The following is a 17,969-nucleotide window of genomic DNA, read 5'->3' on the forward strand; positions in this document are numbered from 1 at the left end:
AATTTCCTATTTCATTCCTACTAATTCTTTGGCTTCTTGCTTTTCAATTCTTTCATCTAACCACCATTTAAATCCATGCTCCTCTAACAATAAATCGGACGCCATTGGACCATTTGAACCTGACTGGTATTCATGTAGTGGAACAAGGTCTTCTTCAAATGCATCAAGGATTGGCTGAACCCACTCCCAAGACAACTCAACTTCCTTCCAATGCGCAAAGAATGTTGAATCTCCAATGAATGCATCATGAATGATTCTTTCGTATGCTTCTGGCGCTCCTATTTCTGTGACTTCGCGTGAAAGGTTAATTCGAACAGGCTCAATTATGCTATTGTTTGTTGGATTTTTACTATTCAATTGGAGGGAGATATTTTCATCTGGACCTATTTCAATAATTAATAAATTTGGCTCAATTTCTTGATTCGTATTTTCATAAGGCGAATTCAATATATTTTTAAATTCAATGACGATACGAGTTGATTTTTCCTTCATTCTTTTCCCAGTTCGGATATAAAAAGGTACACCTTTCCAGAATGGATTATCGATCCAGATACGTGCTGCGATAAATGTATCTATTTTGGAAGAAGGATATACTCCCGGTTCGTCTCTATACCCTAGAACCAGGTTACCATTACTCTCCCCTGGCCCATATTGCCCGCGAATGATATTCAGGTGAACACCTTCTTTATTCATTGGACGAATCGCTTCCATTACCTTACGTTTTTCATTTCGAATTTCCGATGCATTCATCTTTTTAGGTAAGGACATGGCTGTCATCATTAACATTTGAAGCATATGGTTTTGAACCATATCGCGTATGGCTCCAGCTTGATCGTAATAGCCTGCTCTTGTCTCAACACCAACTGTTTCACTCGCTGTAATTTGAACATTTGCAATGTGATCCTTGTTCCAGATAGATTGTAAGATTGGGTTTGCAAATTCAAGAGCTTCAAGGTTCTGAACCATTGATTTCCCTAAGTAATGGTCAATCCGATAGATTTCTTCTTCCTCAAATGCACCGCTTAGTTTTTCATTTAATTCACGAGCTGACCCGAGATCATGCCCGAATGGTTTTTCGATCATTAATCGTTTCCAACCAGTTGTATCACCAAGCCCGCTCTCTTTGATGTTTAAAGCAATAACGTCGAAAAATTCTGGAGCTACTGAAAGATAAAATACTCGATTTTCCTTTATTTTCAGTTCTGCTTCTCGTTGCTTAACCAGATCGAGTAATGGTTTATACCCTTGTTTTTTGGTAACATCGAGTGCCTGATATTGAAATGAATCCAGAAATTCCTCCAGATTATCAGGATCATGTTCAAGCCGACGCGAGAAAGAAAAGATGGATTCTTTCACTCTATCTTGAAAGTCTCTTTGAGAAAGTTCAGCTCGTCCAAGACCAATTATTGATATAGGTTGTGGTAATTTATTATCAATAAACAGGTTGTACAGAGCAGGAAAAATCTTTCTTTTTGCTAAATCACCTGTTGAGCCAAATAATACAAAAGTCATTGATTCCAATTTAAGTCCTCCTAAGTACGTGTAAATGTAGGTAGTAACCTCAAATCTAATTTTGTAAATCATTTACACATGTTATCTATGTCTGACTACTATAGAGTTATCCTTGTTACGATCCAAGGTAATGTATTTATCAGTCATTCCGAGAAATAGCCCATTTTCCATAACGCCAGGTATTAGGTTTAGCTCTCTTTCTAATTCTTTAAGGTTCGGCTTATCCGGTATACGACAGTCAAGAATATAGTTACCATTATCCGTTCGAAATGGATCTCCCTGAACTTGTCTTAAATGGGGGATAAGCCCGAGTTCTTGTATCTTTTTCTTTGTCAGTTCAAGACCAAAAGGTAATACTTCAACTGGTAATGGGAAAGATCCTAATTTGGCAACATTTTTATCTGGGTCAGCAACTACAATAAAAGTCTTAGCTGCATGTGCGATGATTTTTTCCCGTAATAGGGCACCACCGCCCCCTTTGATAAGATTTAATTCAGGATCTACCTCATCAGCGCCATCAATAGCCACATCAATTTGTTTAACCTCGCTAAATGAAATAAGGGGGATTCCGAACTCGTTAGCTAGGTTTTCAGTTTGTTTTGATGTAGGAATTCCTTTAATCGAAAGTCCCTTTCGAACGAGTTCTCCAAGTTTAGTAAGGCTATAGAACACTGTCGTTCCAGTCCCTAGACCAACTACCATTCCATCTTTTATATAATCTAAAGCTTTTTCTCCAACTTCTTTTTTCTCATTCAAAGGATACTTACTCCTTTCCTATCTGGAGATTCCACTTTTATTTTAATTTTGCCATTGTTTCTTAATTTGCTCTTCCGCGATACGGAATATTTGACTTTGAGGTGTGCCTTTCTTAACAATGACGTTGGTTAGATATTTTTTGCCTTTATATTCAAGGTTCAAGGTTACCTCAACCATATGATTCACTCCTAACTGAAAAATATTTACTTTGTGTATATTTTTATAACGAGTCACTATTAGTAACCAAAGTTACTTTATGTAACCAATAATAACCCTCAATTTTTTTATAGTCAAGAAAAATATCTTGAATTCAAGATATTATTTTTTAAAAAAAACTCTCACCGTATAAACATAACGGGTTCGGTTCAGAGGGAGAAAACCGTAAAAAGCTAATCAAATAACAACCCTTTTAGCATTAACTTTAGCAGATAAAATAGCATAGTAAAAGCAAACAAAAGCGCACTCCTGCTCAAAAGTTTGGGATTGCAGATAAGTTTAAGATAACCTCCTTTTATTAAGGAGGATTTTTTATGGTTGTATAGTAAATATATGGTAATATGGAAATAGATAGAGGCTTATAAAAGATAGGGGGAGGCATGAATGAAGAAAAAAATCATAATGCTCTTATTACTTGTTTTATCAATTTTATCGGCTTGTAGTACTGACAAAAATGAAATAAAGGACAGCCCTTTATACGAAGGAGAGAATTTGACAATTGGTGTTGTTGGTAAAGCACCGAAAGTTCGTGAGAAAAACATTGTTTTTAAAAATCTTGAATTAAAAGATTTATCTCAGGAAAATTTATCTTCTCAATATAATGCAGTTTTTATTATGAAGGAACATTTATCTGAAGCGGCTAAAGCTCCTTATGCTAAAATTTACAAAACTTCTGGTATTCCGTTTTTCTTTATCGAATCAAAAAAAATTTATGTGGCTTTCACTGAAGAAAATTTGGGTTATGAGGAGACAGCCGACACAGTAGGAAAAGAATATGCTTCAGGATATTATCAATCTGGTGACAAAGGTGAATATTGGGAATACGGATTATATAATGATACAGTCAATCAAGCAAACATAGAGGATGTATTCTCAAGAATTTTCATGACTGTTAGCAGCATTAATAATTAAAAATAGATTTAAAGTAAAAAACGCCTGGATGATGAACTGCACCCCAATAGATGGACACTATTCAACAATTGGGGTGCGGTTCAAATCTAAGCGTTTGTTATGTTAAAAAGGTCTTTAACTTACATATTATTCACCTTTTTAAAGTGCATGGTTGTATCTCACTACAACCCTGCACTTTTTTATCTCATATACAATATATCTTTAAGGTCAAAAACCTTATCAGTAATACCTAAACGTTGAGCTGGTGTCTTATTTATTTTTCCTGTCTTATAAGGCACACAGAAGTTGGTGTATGTTCTTAAGATTGTTATGGCCATCTGTGCGTACTTTGGGTTGAAGTTAGCATAAATATAACTCTTTAAATCTGCTCGTGCTGTAGATAATGGCCTCTCCAGTATTGACAACCTTCTTCTTATTTGCTGAATAAAAGCATTTGTAGCATTGTCGTTTACATTCAAAATCAGTTCTGCAATTTCGCTCGGTTCTAATGATGATAAGTTGGTGGTGCAATCCACAGTGCGATAACCCCTATCAATAGTGGCCAGGGGATGTTCTATGGGATTATCTGCATACACTAAATAAGATCCGGTAGGAGTTTTAACTTCTTTATGAAATTGGTGAGTTTCAAATAGTTTCTCAAGTTTAAATCGAGCCAACTCTCGTAGCGATTTTGTTTTGTATTCATTAAACTCTCCCCATTCCAAGAGCTCTTCTCTAGCTTCTATGAACTCCTGACGTGATTGCGTACGTGTTTTTGTCTTATCGGTATGGCAAAGGAAGTGGTGACTATCACTTAAACGGATTTCCTTGGCAAACACACGAAATAATGCTGTCATTATGGAACTGTCTTCATCTGTTATAAAACGCCATTCTGATGCCTTAACTAAATTTTTTATTAGCCAGTAATGGGCAATTGTTGTATATGTTGAATTAACATGTAATCCATTAGTATATTTGGCCCTTCTTTCAATCCGAGACAGTTCATTATGATACTCAGATTCCGTTTGAGTATCATTACCTGCAGGAGGCTGCGGATAAAATGAATGTTTCGGAAACCTCGCGTTTTTTCTCGCATATATCCCTAAATGATCATCCTTATATCGAATGGTATCCTCGTTAATGTCTTCTAATGAGATGTCCCAATCATAAGTTACATCACTTCGGAATACATATCTAGAAAAGACATCAGCACTTATAACGACATTGGTAGGAAAAATAGTTTCTTCCAAATCATTGTACTTACTTCCACCCATGCCCTTTTTTCGAACGTTGTTGAGATGATACGTCATCTTATCAGTATTAATCCACATCTCTTTAAACTCTTTATTTTGCAATGGTTTTGTTTCATATCTCTCTAAAAATTCAAGGCATCTACGGTACACAAATTCTAATTTGTCATAATACGTACCAGAACCTATACCTAACACTTCACAGGACCTTGTGATAGGCTCTTTGTTTAATAATAATTTGGTGAAGAGTAGGTTGATTTCACTACGCTTTTGTTTATAGATAACTGTTTGTTTGCTGTTCGGTCTTATAGTTGTCTTTTTCTTGCATGTTTTGCATTGCCACTGTTGGCTTCCGGTACTGCTTTTTCCCTGTTTATAAAAACGGGAAGGCATTTCAAAAGGTGTGTTAGCTTCGTGAGGGCATTCCTCTTTATGGAAAATATAATCTGGTTCCTCGTTTTTAACACTATTGATTCGAACTAGTCTCTCTATTTCTTCAGTAATGGACCAATTAGATAAAGCGGCAGATTTGCATCTTAATGTTGCACCAATATTAGGATTTATAGGATCAGGTTTGCATTGAATCATCTTCCGCATATCATAGCCAGAACTAGTCAGTATGTACCTACTTGGTTTCCCCTTAACACCAGTAAATCTTTCTTGTTGCAATCCGTGCCATTTACAATAAGGGTTAACACAAAAGTTAAATTGAAAAGAATAACTTTTGTTAAAAAGACTAAACTCAATTGGCTTAAACAATGACTCATTGTATTTTGTTGAGAATTGTTTAGGCGTTAAGACATCATAATCCATTTTTCTATTTTCTAATTCCTCTTGAGATACAGGGGTAGAAACTTCCAAAACAACATCTTCTTTTGAGAGTAATTCCTTTGGTTTAGCCAACTTCTTCTTCCTCCATTAGATGTTCTAAATGCAGGTGTTTGAGAATTCGCTTGTTGTTCCTTTTGTTTTTGATCCATTCGATGAAGTTTTCATCTTCTAAAATATTGTGTAGTAATTGGTCTACAACATCACTCTCTGTGTACTCAGTGTATTCAGCATAGTAAGAAACAAGTGCTCTTATTCGCTCTGAAATAAGCCAATCTACTTTGTCTGCATTAATATTCCTGGGTTCAATAAACTTCATATACAATATACGCTCCTTCGAATCCTTGTTGTAAAACCAGTATAACCACTTATCTGAATTTTTAACACAGGAATTAGCATACCAATTAGCAATGGTACAAAAATTATTGTACTCTTGCTAATTGGTGTGTTAAATAGGGTACTAATTTAGATGTTAAAACTATTAATTTACCTATAATACGTTGTTATATCAATGAAAAAAAGAGGTGCGAATTAGCTTGCTAATCCCACCTCTAAAAGATATGTTATTTGTGTTTTTCTCCCTCTCAACCGAACCCGTTACGTATAAACAGTGAGAGTTTCCCCAATTCCTTCAAGTCCCTATTCAATGTAGCTAACAAGCTCCGCAACTGGTTTACGATATCCCCTTGGTCTTCGGCTAGACACCTTTTCTTTTCCAATCGTTATCATCATAACCACTTCTTGTTCAGGACTAATATTTAATATTTCCTTTACGGCCTGTTGATCAAACCCAATCATTGGACAAGTATCCCAGCCTTTATCTTTCGCTGCGAGCATAAACATCATCGCAGAAAGTGAAGCATTCCGAATGGCTTCATCTTTTTGAAACACTTCACCTCTGCTTGTATATAATGAAGTAATATCTTCAATCTCGTGATCATATTCCTGTTTGTTGAGGATTCCTAACATCAGGAGGCCCTCGTTTATTTTTGCGGCTTCTCGATAGGCCTTAGTATCCCCTGTTACAATAATGACTGCAGAAGATGAATGTACTTTATATTGACCATATGCCGCCGTTCTTATCTTCTCTTTAACCTCTGGGTTTGTAATAACAACATAGTGAGCATGTTGTAGATTGAAAGCTGTTGGAGCAAACTTTACTAATCCAAAAATTTCATCTAACTCTTCTTTTGTTATTGGATGATCTGGCAAGAAATTACTTGCTGATCGTCTTGCTTTTACTAAACTACTAAATTCAGTCACTCATTTCACCTCAAATTGATAAAGTTAAAAACCATATTCTTCCTCTTTAGCTTTTCTTATCAAATCCACTGCATGATATGTCTGGACTGTGTCATCCACTAACCTATCTAAGCGGAAAAGTATATCATCGTTAATGATTTCTTTTCGTAAGAAGTCTTTTTCTTCGATAAATACATACGTTGGAACGATTTGAGCTTTCATATACGCTAAAATTGGCTTTAATTGTTGCTCCACCATTAAATAATGCTTCGCTGTACCAGCTGTGACGACAACACTTACGACCTTATCGCGAAAAGCATTAACTGGTAGTAGGTCAAAAATGTTTTTTAATGTGGCAGGAATTGATGCTTGGAAAGTTGGTGTCCCAATAATAATGGCATCTGCTGACATAATTGCATTTGTCACATATTTTGTATCTCCTTCATATTCAAAGTAATTACGGCCATCACTAAACTCCAATTTATAGTCGGCTAAATCAAGAAGTGTTACTTCATATTCCGGGAATTTTCGCTCGAGAATTTCCACGGTTTTAAGCATTGCAGTTTTTGTTTTCGAGCCGACAATTGAACCGGCTAAAGCTACAATTTTCATAGGTAGTTATCTCCTTCCTATTTGGCTGTATATTTTTTAATTGCAGGAATAATGTCGTTCCCAATGATTTCAATATTTTTCATGATTTTTTCGTAAGGTACCCCACCAAAGTCGATTTGCGCCATAAAACGTTGCATACCGTAAAGCTCATATTGGTAAAGCATTTTTTCGATAATCTGCTGTGTACTACCAACCATTAATGCATCACGAGTATCTGGTGCTTGAGCAAATTGTTGCTTTGGATAGCCACTACCACGAATCGCTTGGAATCCCCCATTAATATGTGGGTACATTCCTTGTAACGCTTCTTGTGTTGTATCTGCTACATAAAATAAGCTTGTTGTTGCAATAGGTAAAGTCTTTGGATCATAGCCACTGCGTTCAGCTGCTTCACGATATGCATCAACAGAAGGCTTAAAATTAATAGCTGGTCCACCTAATGTCGTCAGCATCATCGGAATTCCCATGTAACCTGCTTTAATGGCACTTGCAGGTGGACCACCTACAGCACGCCAAATTGGAAGCGAGCCATTTTTTGGCTGCGGCAGAATTTCAGCATTTTGTAGTGGTGGACGGTATTCACCTTGCCATGTAATCCGCTGTTCTTCATTAATCTTTTTCAGCAGTTCTAATTTCTCTTCAAAGATTTCCTCATAATCCTGTAAATTCACGCCAAGCAGGTGATAGGCACCTACACGAGACCCGCGACCAGCAACGATTTCTGCACGACCATCTGAGATTAAATCAATTGTGGCGAAATCCTCGTACACACGCACAGGGTCAGAAACACTTAGTACAGTTGCTGAGCTAGAAATCTTAATTTTTTTTGTCGCTTGGGCAATGGCACCTAAAACAACGGTATGTGCTTGTGTGGTGAAATACGTTTGGTGACTTTCGCCAACGCCAAATACGTCAATACCCGCTTGTTCTGCTAATTTACTTGCTTCTATAAGTTCATTGATTCGTTGCCCCGCTGAAATTCGCTCACCTGTTAGGGGGTTGGGAATGTGATCCCCCAAAGAATATAGTCCAAATTCAATTCCTTTTGTTGGATCGATGCGGTATTTTTCCATTTTTAATCCTCCTCAATCGGTTTAAGATTTTCTTCGATTTCAACTCGTCGATCTTCTAAAAATGGTGGAAGATCTAATGTTTCACCTAGTGTTTCAATATCACCATCAATTGTGAAACCAGGTCCGTCTGTAGCAATTTCAAATAAAATACCATTGGATTCCCGGAAATATAAGCTCTTAAAGTAGAAGCGATCCACAATGCCAGATGTATGGAAGCCACGTGCTCGAACCTGTTCATCCCAGTAGGCAAGCTCCGTTTCATCTTTAACACGAATCGCTAAATGATGAATACTGCCGCGTCCAGGCCGTTCAGTAGGTCCATCTAAAAATTTCACAACGATTTCTCCAAATACTTCCCCTTGGACGGATTGGAAAATGGCTTCATCTTCCATACGTGAGATTTGGGTATAACCAAACATCTCTGTGAGGGTTCTTGCTAATTTATCAAGTCTGCGTACTGTGATTTCCACTGAACCCATTCCCTGTATTTGGTGTTCTTTGGGCACATTTGACTTTTCCCATGTATCCCAGTGTTCAACTGTTTCACCGTTTGATACTAGTAACACCATACGCAAACCTTCTTTATCTTCAAAGTGCAAGGCTGGCTTATTGGCGTATGTTGTGATGTCACTGTGTTGTACACCATATTCTTCAAAGCGCTTTTTCCAAAAAGTTAAGCTACTTTGAGTTGGCACAAGCAAACCAATTCGGGTGATGGCATTTGTGCCTCGATGCGTCCTCCCCACTGGAGGAATTTCAAAAAAAGATAGCTCGGTACCAGGACTTCCAGTTTTATCTCCATAAAATAAGTGATACATCGATGGATCATCCTGATTTACTGTCATTTTCACACGTCGTAGTCCAAGAACCTCACGATAAAAATGATTATTTTGTTTTGCGTCTTTTGTAATCATTGAAATATGATGATGCCCTGGAATTGTATACATAGGTACTCTCTCCTTTTATCACTTTACTAATCAAGTGATATAGTAAAAAAATTATTTAGTCTGCATTTTCTTTTTTTCGCTATTTTTTTGTACACGCGACATGAGCGTATACAATATTTTTTGTTCTTCTTTAGATAAAGATTCATCAAAGAAAGAGGACTGAAATGCAAGCTGTTCTTCAAACGCATGATCTAGTTTTTCACGGCCTTTTTTAGTTAACGAAATTGTTTTCGTCTTCCAGTCTTGCTTTCGTTCAATGAGCCCTTCTTTTTCAAGGCGAGTCAGCATACGCGAAATACCGCCCTGTGTCACCGTAACTTTCTCGGCAAGCTCACTTTGAGTTAATGGCTCGTATGTTGAAATTTGCATTAACACATCAAATTGCGCAGTCGTTAAATCAAACTTCTTTAAAAAATCATTTGATAACAAATTACTTTGGTGCGTAAATCTAGTCATTCTCAACCATATTAATGAACCGAGGGTATTTTTTTGCATAGCGTTGTGTCACTCCCTTTCGTTATTATCACTTTACCACTCAAATGATAACAACGCAATAAAAATATCTTGGATTCAAGATATTTTTATTGCCTATGAAAAAACGATAAAAAACATTTACCATACTGCCCGCAAATAGTCGTTAAACTAATGGATAGGCCCCATCCCATACAACTTTCCGATAATGCTCTGGATCCGTGTCACCTTCAGTGTTGATAATTAGAATTTTTGAATTTTGATCCAATTTTAATTCCTTTTTCATATCATTTAGCATTTTATTTTCAGCCAATAAACTAGCTAATCCTATACCTACTGCTGCACCAGATTCACCTGAGACAATCTGGGGGTCACTGCTTAGTGGGTTTGCAAGAATTCGCATACCTCGAGAGGCCACGTAGTCTGGGCAAGAAACAAAAACGCCGGCATAATCTTTTAAAATCCCCCAAGACGTTTTACTTGGTTCCCCGCATGCTAAACCTGCCATAATCGTAGTCAAACTCCCCGTCACGGCATGAGGCTTCCCATCGCCAACCTTCATAGATTGGTAAAGACAATCCGCTTTATCTGGTTCAACTATTACTGTAATAGGACGTTCATCTCCAAATTGCTCTACTAAATACCCGAGCACACTCCCCGCAAAAGAACCAACTCCCGCTTGTAAAAATACATGTGTTGGTCGATTATTAACAATTTCAGTAATCTGCTCTATCGCTTCGTCTATGATTGTGAGATAACCCTGCATGATCCAAGCAGGGATTTCTTCGTATCCATCCCAGGCGGTATCCTGTATCAAGACCCAGTCATTTGCTTTAGCCTTCTGGCTTGCTAACCTAACCGTATCATCATAATTTAAATCTGTGATAAAAGCTTTTGCTCCTTCTTTGCGAATATTGTTTAATCTTATTTCCGAAGAACCCTTCGGCATATAAACGACCGATTTTTGTCCAAGCTGGTTTGCAGCCCAAGCGATTCCTCTTCCATGATTTCCATCAGTTGCAGTTACAAAAGTAATATCCCCCAATTTCTCTTTTATTTCTTCACTTCTTAATTTTTCAAAAGATAGTTCTGAAATATCAACGTTTAATTTTTCTGCTAGAAATTTACCAACAGCATAGGATCCACCTAATACTTTAAAAGCATTAAGTCTAAATCGGTAGGATTCATCTTTAACCCAAATATGGCGAACCCCAAATTGTTTAGATAACGCATCTAAGCTATGTAGGGGTGTTACTTTATATTCTGGAAAACTTTTATGAAAATTTCTTACCTTTTCAACTACTTCCCTATTCAAAAATACTGCAGATGCTTTCTCTGAGTTTGTTTTTTTTGTATTTTCATTTACAAAATATTGAATATCTGTTTTTATTTCTTCTAAATTCGTCATATTCATTCTCCTTAGCAAAATGGTTTTTTCTAAGAAAAAGCGATATTGCTTACTCTCTTTATATGTAAAAAACCGCCACAAATTCCATTCCAAACTTTTTCTAAAAAAAAGGCGTTATAGACAAGTCTTTCATTAAAAGTTGTCTATAACGCCCAGTTTGAATTCAATATATATATTTTCTTATTAATAAAAAGACCTTCATTGGCCTTTATCTACTTTTCACAAGTAATTCAACAGCTTCTTTTACAAGTTCCTCTGTGCTTTCCCCTTTTTCATCAGCGTTACGTACACATTCAACAAGGTTGGAGCTTACCACTACTCCAATTGTTCGATCAATAGCTGTACGTGCTGCAGAAAGTTGAGTAATAACATCTTTACAATCTTTATTTTCTTCCATCATTCGTAATATTCCACGTAATTGACCTTCGATCCGTTTTACGCGGTTCTTTACCTTCTCATCGTATTCCATGTAAATGCCCCCTTTCATTATAGGGTTGATGGTTTCTCCTATTTTACCGCCAAATTCCCGAGAAGTTTACGAGAGTTACTCATTCTATAACCTGTCACTCGAAATCCTTTACGTCTTAAAATACGGATAGCGACGTTTTTCTCAAGTCTTGTCGAAGCCACGATATGAACCTTTTTATCAGGTATCTCATAACAATACCTTTCCAAATAAGCAACAGGAATATTAATAGATTTCTCGATTACATCTTTGTATGATATATTGTAGTCTCTTATATCTATGATCTCAATATCCGACAAATTAACTTTTATCTCATCATTGTAGCGTACACCAACTACAGGGAAATACCTTTTATATAATTCCCATACTATAAATAGTATCAAAAGAAAAAACAAAATCAATAGAGTAGCAACCCCCTTAACACAATAAATTAAGGAAACACTGTAGATACACTTTATACCCTCGTGGGTATATTGTCAATTAATTACTTTTCTCAAAAAAAACCGCCTATGGCGAGTTGAATATATTAAAGGCGTCATTTGTACATTGTGTTTTTCATATAAACTTATTTTAGAGAATATCCATCCAAATCTTCACTGCTGTTGCAGCGATTAAGATTGCCAGGATAATCTGTAAAACCCTTGTGTTCATCTTCTTCCCTGCATTTGCACCTAGCGGGGATGCAATTAAGCTTGCCACGAGCATTATTACTGCTGGGACATATTCGATTTGTCCTGTTGTGATTTTACCAACAGTCGAACCAATTGATGAAATAAAAGTAATCGCAAGTGATGATGCGATTGTCATTCTTGTAGGAATTTTTAAGACAACGAGCATAATTGGCACTAATAAGAATGCGCCCGCTGCTCCAACAATTCCAGCACCGAGTCCTACGATAAAGGCAAGTATTGCAGCTAGCCATTTATTAAACGTAACTTGGTCAAATGGAATATCATCTACATTCTTTTTCGGAATGAACATCATGATTGCAGCAATTAACGCTAACACTCCATAGACAACATTAATACCACCCTCTGACATAAATTTAGAACCAAATCCCCCAACAAAACTACCAACTAAAATACTAATCCCCATATAGAGAATAAGCGATTTATTTAAATAGCCACCCTTACGATAAGCCCACACACCACCGATGGTTGCAAAAAACACTTGAACAGCACTAATCCCTGATACCTCATGAGCACTAAAAGCTACTAAACCAAATAAAGGTGGAATATATAAGAGCATTGGATATTTAATGATAGATCCACCTATCCCTAACATACCTGAAATATATGATCCAATAAAACCAATTAAAAAGATTGTAATGATGAATGCAAAATCCATTTCATGTTGCCTCCTCTTAAGAAAAGGGAACCCTATACGGTTCCCTTTATGGTAGATTACGCCTTCTTAATCCTAAACTTTAATACTTCATTTTCTGCTTCGTGGTTTAGTAGTTCATGACCACCAGACTTAGCCCAAGCAGAAAGATCATTGATTGCACCTTTGTCAGTTGCATGTACTTCAAGTACTTGTCCTGATTCAATTTCATTTATTGCTTTTTTCGTTTTTACAATCGGCATTGGACATGCGAGTCCTTTTACATCTAATACCTTAGCTACATCCATTGATGAACTCCTCCTATCAAAAAATTTGTAATTAGCGAACCGCACAGCGGTTTGGCCCGATTTCCATTTCACGTTGTTTTTCTTCATCAGGAGTGATTTTACCCATATTTGTTTCACGGATCTCTTGATATGCATTTGGTTGTGGTGGTAGGTTTTCTGTTACTATTTTTCTAAATACCGCTTCGTCCGCAATATTTAGACCATGGTTTTTCGCAAACAATGTTCCTAGTTTTTCAGATACACTTCCATCTTCATTTAATTCGTCGATGATCATGAAGTGAGCTGGTAATACAACTAGGTCATCAGATAATTCTCTGTATCGGTTATAAAGAGTTTCTCTTAAATCTCCTACCCAATCCTGTGCTAAACCAGCAAGGTCTGGTCTACCGATTGAATCGATAAATAGAATATCACCAGATAGTAAATATTTTTCATCAACAACGAATGAAGTAGAACCAATTGTGTGACCTGGAGAATACAATGCATGAATATTAATAGTTGTATTACCAATTGTCACATCTTGCCCGCCTTCTAAAGCTGCGTATTCAAACGTAACTTCACTTGCATCTTTAGGTGGTAACCAATATGTTGAATTCGTGCTTTGAGCAATTTTTCTTCCGCCAGAAATATGGTCAGCGTGCAAGTGAGTATCAAATACATGTGTAATTTTTGCACCCTTGCTCTCAGCAAATTCAAGGAAAATATCCGTCATACGAGTTGCATCAATAATGGCTGCTTCACCATTAGAAACTACCATGTATGATAGACAGCCTTTTCCAATACGAACAAATTGATAGATTTCCCCACCATCTTTTAAATCGCCCACTTTAACCGGCTCTAAATGCTCACTCCAAGCCTTCATACCACCTTTTAGGTATGAAACAGTTAGCCCAGCTTCTGATAGCATATCTGCTACCATGACAGATGATCCTTCTTTTGCACAAACTACTAAGATATCCTTATCCTTTGGTAGCTTTTCGAGGATTTCTTCAACTCCGTCTAGTAGTTCAAAGTAAGGAATGTTTAAATAGTCGAAGTTTTCACCTTCGATTTTCCAATCGTTAAAATCACTCTGGTTACGTACGTCTAAGATAAATAATGGTTCTTTATCAAATACTTTTTTTGTAACATCATTTGCAGTCATTACATTAACAGTCATTTTCACTTTACCCCCCACAGTATATTTAATCCGAAAAAAAATTAGTTTTTAATACTTGTTGTGTTACCAGTCCATTTACTCATTCCAGGAAGAACATTAATTACATTTTTAAAGCCTTTTTCTGTAAGCTTTTGAGATGCTAAATCACTTCGGCTACCCCTGCGACAAACGACATAGATTTCTTTTTCTTCATTTAGTTCATTCATTCTTTTCTCTATATCTCCTAACGGAATGGAGACAGCTCCTGGGATATGATTAAATGCATATTCAGCAGCTTCACGAACATCAAGAACAAGAATATCTTTTCCAGAAGAAATAGCAACTTCTAATTCTTCGTTTGATGCTACATTAGGGTGTTTCTTCTCTACAGCTTCTTCACTGCTAGCTTTACGAATATAATGTTTTAGTACATCGCCTTCTTCTATCGTTCCAAGATATTGATGTCCAGTGCTCTCAGCCCATGCTTTTAAATCTGCCTTTGAACCTTTATCAGTAGCTTGAACCTCTAAAACCTGTCCGCCTTCTAGATTCGTAATTGCCTTTTTAGTTTTAACGATTGGCATAGGACAAGCTAAGCCCTTTGCATCCAACACAAGATTTGTTTTTAATGATTCCATTTTTGAACCTCCCAAGAACTTTTATTTATCGTGTTATACACTATTGAATGATGGTGTATATTCCTGGAAAAACCCAGGATATACGCCCACCTTTATACCCATGCGGGTATAAAAATTATCAAAAAAATTATTCTACGTCGCCTTCCCATGCAAGCATGCCGCCCACCATGTTAATTACTTTAAAGCCCTGTCCTTCAAGAAATTGTGATGCTCTTCCACTTCTACCACCAGAACGGCAAACCATCACATATTCTTTAGACTTATCAAGTTCATGTATACGGAATTCGATTAAACCTAGTGGAATATTCACAGCCCCAGGAATTTTTCCTGCTGCAACTTCATCCACTTCACGAACGTCGATTATATTTAATGTTTTACCTTCGTTAAGTAATGTTTCAACTTCTTTAGCTGTTAGTTGTTTCATTTTCAATTCCTCCTATTTAGTAAAAGTCTGTTATAGAGATCCTTATCTCCAAGAGCTTACGCCGCCTTTAACATTTGTTATATGCTTAAAACCTAATTTCTTTAGTTGCTTGCTAGCTTTTTGACTTCTCATACCACTTTGGCAAATCACAACTACTTCTTTATCCTTTGAAAGTTCATTCACTTTTTGTGCAAGCTGTTGAAGTGGCATGTTTTTAAAACCCTTTATATGATAGCCCTTGAACTCACCAGGAGTACGAACATCGATAAATTGCTTGGTTTTGTCCTTTAATTCATTTTTCAATTCAACGGTTGTAATGTTTTTAATTCCTTTTGTAGGAACAAAACGTTGTACGATAAAAATTACAATGAGGGCAAATACGATGTAATTGATATATTCCATATTCTAATACCTCCTGTTATGAATGGGATTACCCGCAAATTTTAAATAAACAGGTTCACATTGCCACTTTCTGCATCTGCCAAATAAGCTGCAACACCTGCTAATTCAACATTATCTAAAAGTTCTTCTTGTTTAAGTCCAAGTAAATCCATTGTCATTGTACAAGCAACAAGCTTTATATCTTGCTCTTGTGCCATTTCAATAAGCTGTGGTAAAGGCAAAGCATTGTGTTTTTTAATAACATCTTTAATCATTTTTGGCCCCATACCTGCCATATTCATTTTTGAAAGTCCTAGTTTATTTGCACCCCTAGGCATCATTTTGCCGAACATTTTTTCAATGAAGCTTTTTTTCGCTTTAATCTCTTCATCTTTACGTAATGCATTTAATCCCCAAAAAGTATGGAAAATGGTCACTTCATGATCATATGCTGCTGCACCATTTGCAATAATATAGGCAGCCATTACCTTATCATAATCACCGCTAAATAAAACAATCGTTGTTTTTTTTCTTTCCGTCATTCTTTTTCCTCCCCGTTTTCACCAAAGGTTTAGCCTTTTTTAATATAAAAGTAAAGAACTCCATTTTCTTCTTTTGATTCAACTAGTTCGTGTCCAGTAGAGACAGCCCATGCTGTTAAATCATTTTTTGCTCCTTTGTCAGTTGCAAGAACTTCTAAGATTTGTCCTGACTCAAGACCGTCAATTGCTTTCTTTGTTTTTACAATAGGCATTGGGCAAGCTAGCCCTTTTGCATCTAACACTTTATCTATATTCATATATATTACCTCCAAATTTTATTTTTACCTTTACCCCTATGGGTATGATAATAACTAAAATAAAAGTGGGTGTCAACCCTCTTGGCTTCTATTACTATTTAATCAGTGTGATGAAACTCACATGTCATATATTATACCCCTATTGGTATATTGTCAACAAAATAAATGAATAACGTTCATAAATCTAAAATTTAAAATATAAATTCACAATGAAAAGTAGTTAAAGTCTCTTTTTAGATGCAACTGCAATTGATCAAATAACAAGAAATGAACTGGCACAGCTAGCCAATCATAAAACATAAGATAAGTAGATGGTTTTCAAGAGGAGGACAAACATGTATTTAAATCAATTTGGTCCATATTATTATGATTCATATCGTATGCCAAATGACATTCAGCTTGTAAATGATATTCAAAAAGCTATTAATGGAGAATATAGCGCTATTGCTTGTTATAAGGAATTAGCCAGGATGGCACCTACAAGCGATGAAAGGGACAGAGTTTTGGAGATACGAAAGGATGAAATACGTCATCTCGATGAATTTAGTAGAATTTATACAAATTTAACAGGAAAAAATGCATCTTATCATATCATTGAGAAATGTCCTAATACGTATAGAGAAGGAATAGAATTTGCGTTTAAAGATGAGCAGGAAACCGTTGATTTTTATTTAGAGATTTCAGATAAAGTGAATGATCCAATTATTAAAGAAAGGTTTCGCCGTGCAGCTGCAGACGAACAAAATCACGCTGTATGGTTTTTGTCTTTTTCTAATAATCCTAAGGGAACACAAATCAATCGGCAAATGATCAATTACGGGGCTAAAGGTGCATTAAGTGCCTCCATGTTAACTTTACCCCAAATGTTGACTTATGCCCTTCAAGATGAATACCTAGCTCAAGCAAGATACGATGATATCTTACAAAATTTTGGATATATAAGGACATTCACACAAATAAAAGAAGCTGAAAAGAGACATATAAATGCTTTATTACCACTATTTGAACGTTATCATGTGCCACTACCTGAAGATATTTCACAGTCATTCGTTACAACACCAGAGAGTATTAAGGCAGCATATGCTGCTGGTGTTCAGGGGGACATAGACAATATTTCTATGTACGACCGGTTTCTATCACTCACTATTCCTAATGATTTTCGAACCGTCTTTTCTCAACTTCGTAATGCTTCTTTGAATCATCATGCAGCATTTGAAAGAAGTCTTTCACGATATAAATAATGCTATTCAGATTAGAGTTTAAAAGTAAAGAAGGGGCTCCTCCCC

The 17,969-nt window shown here is 36.3% G+C and carries 23 protein-coding genes; 2 read left to right on the forward strand and 21 right to left on the reverse strand.

Translation table 11 applies throughout. The features are described from left to right. Positions 1 to 6: 6 nt before the first annotated feature. The 3 genes from zwf to RGU12_RS12405 all read right to left on the reverse strand — a co-directional run bounded on the left by zwf (position 7) and on the right by RGU12_RS12405 (position 2,445). Positions 7 to 1,521, reverse strand: a complete 1,515-nt coding sequence (gene zwf / locus RGU12_RS12395) for a glucose-6-phosphate dehydrogenase (protein WP_309536424.1) — start codon at positions 1,519 to 1,521, stop codon at positions 7 to 9. Between the two features lie 72 nt (positions 1,522 to 1,593). Beyond that, positions 1,594 to 2,268, reverse strand: a complete 675-nt coding sequence (rpiA, locus tag RGU12_RS12400; RefSeq protein ID WP_309536425.1) for a ribose-5-phosphate isomerase RpiA — start codon at positions 2,266 to 2,268, stop codon at positions 1,594 to 1,596. A gap of 42 nt (positions 2,269 to 2,310) precedes the next feature. After that, a complete protein-coding gene (locus RGU12_RS12405; protein ID WP_116353964.1) occupies positions 2,311 to 2,445 on the reverse strand; it encodes a BA3454 family stress response protein in 135 nt (44 codons plus the stop codon). A gap of 423 nt (positions 2,446 to 2,868) precedes the next feature. Here RGU12_RS12405 and RGU12_RS12410 point away from each other — a divergent pair, with 423 nt between their 5' ends. Next, positions 2,869 to 3,396 (forward strand): hypothetical protein, encoded by a 528-nt coding sequence (locus RGU12_RS12410; RefSeq protein WP_309536426.1) that lies wholly within the window; start codon positions 2,869 to 2,871, stop codon positions 3,394 to 3,396. Between the two features lie 179 nt (positions 3,397 to 3,575). Here RGU12_RS12410 and RGU12_RS12415 read toward each other — a convergent pair whose 3' ends face one another. The 18 genes from RGU12_RS12415 to RGU12_RS12500 all read right to left on the reverse strand — a co-directional run bounded on the left by RGU12_RS12415 (position 3,576) and on the right by RGU12_RS12500 (position 16,683). Further along, positions 3,576 to 5,528 (reverse strand): insertion element protein, encoded by a 1,953-nt coding sequence (locus RGU12_RS12415; RefSeq protein WP_309536427.1) that lies wholly within the window; start codon positions 5,526 to 5,528, stop codon positions 3,576 to 3,578. Continuing rightward, positions 5,521 to 5,772 (reverse strand): hypothetical protein, encoded by a 252-nt coding sequence (locus RGU12_RS12420; RefSeq protein ID WP_309536428.1) that lies wholly within the window; start codon positions 5,770 to 5,772, stop codon positions 5,521 to 5,523. Before RGU12_RS12420 ends, RGU12_RS12415 begins: the two co-directional genes overlap by 8 nt. A 320-nt stretch (positions 5,773 to 6,092) precedes the next feature. After that, positions 6,093 to 6,716: a nitroreductase family protein gene (locus RGU12_RS12425; RefSeq protein WP_309536429.1), complete on the reverse strand. Its 624-nt coding sequence runs from the start codon at positions 6,714 to 6,716 to the stop codon at positions 6,093 to 6,095. Positions 6,717 to 6,740: 24 nt separating this feature from the next. Continuing rightward, entirely contained in the window at positions 6,741 to 7,307 is a 567-nt protein-coding gene (locus RGU12_RS12430) for an NADPH-dependent FMN reductase (RefSeq protein WP_309536430.1), read from the reverse strand. 17 nt (positions 7,308 to 7,324) lie between these two features. Further along, on the reverse strand, positions 7,325 to 8,380 hold the full coding sequence (locus tag RGU12_RS12435; RefSeq protein WP_309536431.1) for an LLM class flavin-dependent oxidoreductase: 1,056 nt from the start codon (positions 8,378 to 8,380) through the stop codon (positions 7,325 to 7,327). A gap of 2 nt (positions 8,381 to 8,382) precedes the next feature. Further along, positions 8,383 to 9,327 (reverse strand): ring-cleaving dioxygenase, encoded by a 945-nt coding sequence (locus tag RGU12_RS12440; RefSeq protein WP_309536432.1) that lies wholly within the window; start codon positions 9,325 to 9,327, stop codon positions 8,383 to 8,385. Between the two features lie 51 nt (positions 9,328 to 9,378). After that, on the reverse strand, positions 9,379 to 9,822 hold the full coding sequence (locus RGU12_RS12445; RefSeq protein ID WP_309536433.1) for a MarR family winged helix-turn-helix transcriptional regulator: 444 nt from the start codon (positions 9,820 to 9,822) through the stop codon (positions 9,379 to 9,381). 142 nt (positions 9,823 to 9,964) lie between these two features. Next, positions 9,965 to 11,206 carry a diaminopropionate ammonia-lyase gene (dpaL, locus tag RGU12_RS12450; RefSeq protein ID WP_309536434.1) on the reverse strand — a complete coding sequence of 414 codons (1,242 nt, stop codon included), beginning with the start codon at positions 11,204 to 11,206 and terminating at the stop codon, positions 9,965 to 9,967. A gap of 208 nt (positions 11,207 to 11,414) precedes the next feature. Further along, complete coding sequence (locus tag RGU12_RS12455) at positions 11,415 to 11,675, reverse strand: metal-sensitive transcriptional regulator (protein WP_116353954.1); 261 nt, start codon at positions 11,673 to 11,675, stop codon at positions 11,415 to 11,417. Positions 11,676 to 11,713: 38 nt separating this feature from the next. Next, positions 11,714 to 12,073: a rhodanese-like domain-containing protein gene (locus RGU12_RS12460; protein WP_309536435.1), complete on the reverse strand. Its 360-nt coding sequence runs from the start codon at positions 12,071 to 12,073 to the stop codon at positions 11,714 to 11,716. 169 nt (positions 12,074 to 12,242) lie between these two features. Next, positions 12,243 to 13,019, reverse strand: coding sequence for a sulfite exporter TauE/SafE family protein (locus RGU12_RS12465; protein WP_309536436.1), 777 nt, complete (start codon positions 13,017 to 13,019; stop codon positions 12,243 to 12,245). Between the two features lie 56 nt (positions 13,020 to 13,075). Continuing rightward, a complete protein-coding gene (locus RGU12_RS12470) occupies positions 13,076 to 13,303 on the reverse strand; it encodes a sulfurtransferase TusA family protein (protein WP_309536437.1) in 228 nt (75 codons plus the stop codon). Between the two features lie 31 nt (positions 13,304 to 13,334). Beyond that, the gene (locus tag RGU12_RS12475) at positions 13,335 to 14,462 is read right to left on the reverse strand and encodes an MBL fold metallo-hydrolase (protein WP_309536438.1); all 1,128 of its coding nucleotides are present in this window, start codon (positions 14,460 to 14,462) and stop codon (positions 13,335 to 13,337) included. Positions 14,463 to 14,503: 41 nt separating this feature from the next. Further along, positions 14,504 to 15,079: a sulfurtransferase TusA family protein gene (locus tag RGU12_RS12480; protein ID WP_309536439.1), complete on the reverse strand. Its 576-nt coding sequence runs from the start codon at positions 15,077 to 15,079 to the stop codon at positions 14,504 to 14,506. Positions 15,080 to 15,206: 127 nt separating this feature from the next. Continuing rightward, positions 15,207 to 15,503, reverse strand: coding sequence for a rhodanese-like domain-containing protein (locus RGU12_RS12485; RefSeq protein ID WP_309536440.1), 297 nt, complete (start codon positions 15,501 to 15,503; stop codon positions 15,207 to 15,209). Positions 15,504 to 15,545: 42 nt separating this feature from the next. Then, positions 15,546 to 15,905, reverse strand: coding sequence for a rhodanese-like domain-containing protein (locus RGU12_RS12490; RefSeq protein WP_309536441.1), 360 nt, complete (start codon positions 15,903 to 15,905; stop codon positions 15,546 to 15,548). A gap of 41 nt (positions 15,906 to 15,946) precedes the next feature. Then, the gene (locus RGU12_RS12495) at positions 15,947 to 16,426 is read right to left on the reverse strand and encodes a DsrE/DsrF/DrsH-like family protein (protein ID WP_309536442.1); all 480 of its coding nucleotides are present in this window, start codon (positions 16,424 to 16,426) and stop codon (positions 15,947 to 15,949) included. A 29-nt stretch (positions 16,427 to 16,455) separates the two neighbouring features. Then, on the reverse strand, positions 16,456 to 16,683 hold the full coding sequence (locus RGU12_RS12500; protein ID WP_309536443.1) for a sulfurtransferase TusA family protein: 228 nt from the start codon (positions 16,681 to 16,683) through the stop codon (positions 16,456 to 16,458). A gap of 335 nt (positions 16,684 to 17,018) precedes the next feature. Here RGU12_RS12500 and RGU12_RS12505 point away from each other — a divergent pair, with 335 nt between their 5' ends. Then, positions 17,019 to 17,924 (forward strand): ferritin family protein, encoded by a 906-nt coding sequence (locus tag RGU12_RS12505; protein WP_309536444.1) that lies wholly within the window; start codon positions 17,019 to 17,021, stop codon positions 17,922 to 17,924. The last annotated feature ends 45 nt before the right edge of the window (positions 17,925 to 17,969 follow it).

Origin of the sequence: Ferdinandcohnia sp. QZ13 (assembly GCF_031324165.1) — a bacterium.
Taxonomy (GTDB): domain Bacteria; phylum Bacillota; class Bacilli; order Bacillales; family Bacillaceae_L; genus Ferdinandcohnia.

Excerpts from the sequence above, each read along its gene's own strand:
- RGU12_RS12405 (WP_116353964.1), bottom strand. The coding sequence starts at position 2,445 with ATGGTTGAGGTAACCTTGAACCTTGAATATAAAGGCAAAAAATATCTA.
- RGU12_RS12410 (WP_309536426.1), top strand. The coding sequence starts at position 2,869 with ATGAAGAAAAAAATCATAATGCTCTTATTACTTGTTTTATCAATTTTA.
- RGU12_RS12420 (WP_309536428.1), bottom strand. The coding sequence starts at position 5,772 with ATGAAGTTTATTGAACCCAGGAATATTAATGCAGACAAAGTAGATTGG.
- RGU12_RS12430 (WP_309536430.1), bottom strand. The coding sequence starts at position 7,307 with ATGAAAATTGTAGCTTTAGCCGGTTCAATTGTCGGCTCGAAAACAAAA.
- RGU12_RS12435 (WP_309536431.1), bottom strand. The coding sequence starts at position 8,380 with ATGGAAAAATACCGCATCGATCCAACAAAAGGAATTGAATTTGGACTA.
- RGU12_RS12440 (WP_309536432.1), bottom strand. The coding sequence starts at position 9,327 with ATGTATACAATTCCAGGGCATCATCATATTTCAATGATTACAAAAGAC.
- RGU12_RS12445 (WP_309536433.1), bottom strand. The coding sequence starts at position 9,822 with ATGCAAAAAAATACCCTCGGTTCATTAATATGGTTGAGAATGACTAGA.
- dpaL (WP_309536434.1), bottom strand. The coding sequence starts at position 11,206 with ATGACGAATTTAGAAGAAATAAAAACAGATATTCAATATTTTGTAAAT.
- RGU12_RS12455 (WP_116353954.1), bottom strand. The coding sequence starts at position 11,675 with ATGGAATACGATGAGAAGGTAAAGAACCGCGTAAAACGGATCGAAGGT.
- RGU12_RS12465 (WP_309536436.1), bottom strand. The coding sequence starts at position 13,019 with ATGGATTTTGCATTCATCATTACAATCTTTTTAATTGGTTTTATTGGA.
- RGU12_RS12470 (WP_309536437.1), bottom strand. The coding sequence starts at position 13,303 with ATGGATGTAGCTAAGGTATTAGATGTAAAAGGACTCGCATGTCCAATG.
- RGU12_RS12475 (WP_309536438.1), bottom strand. The coding sequence starts at position 14,462 with ATGACTGTTAATGTAATGACTGCAAATGATGTTACAAAAAAAGTATTT.
- RGU12_RS12480 (WP_309536439.1), bottom strand. The coding sequence starts at position 15,079 with ATGGAATCATTAAAAACAAATCTTGTGTTGGATGCAAAGGGCTTAGCT.
- RGU12_RS12485 (WP_309536440.1), bottom strand. The coding sequence starts at position 15,503 with ATGAAACAACTAACAGCTAAAGAAGTTGAAACATTACTTAACGAAGGT.
- RGU12_RS12490 (WP_309536441.1), bottom strand. The coding sequence starts at position 15,905 with ATGGAATATATCAATTACATCGTATTTGCCCTCATTGTAATTTTTATC.
- RGU12_RS12495 (WP_309536442.1), bottom strand. The coding sequence starts at position 16,426 with ATGACGGAAAGAAAAAAAACAACGATTGTTTTATTTAGCGGTGATTAT.
- RGU12_RS12500 (WP_309536443.1), bottom strand. The coding sequence starts at position 16,683 with ATGAATATAGATAAAGTGTTAGATGCAAAAGGGCTAGCTTGCCCAATG.
- RGU12_RS12505 (WP_309536444.1), top strand. The coding sequence starts at position 17,019 with ATGTATTTAAATCAATTTGGTCCATATTATTATGATTCATATCGTATG.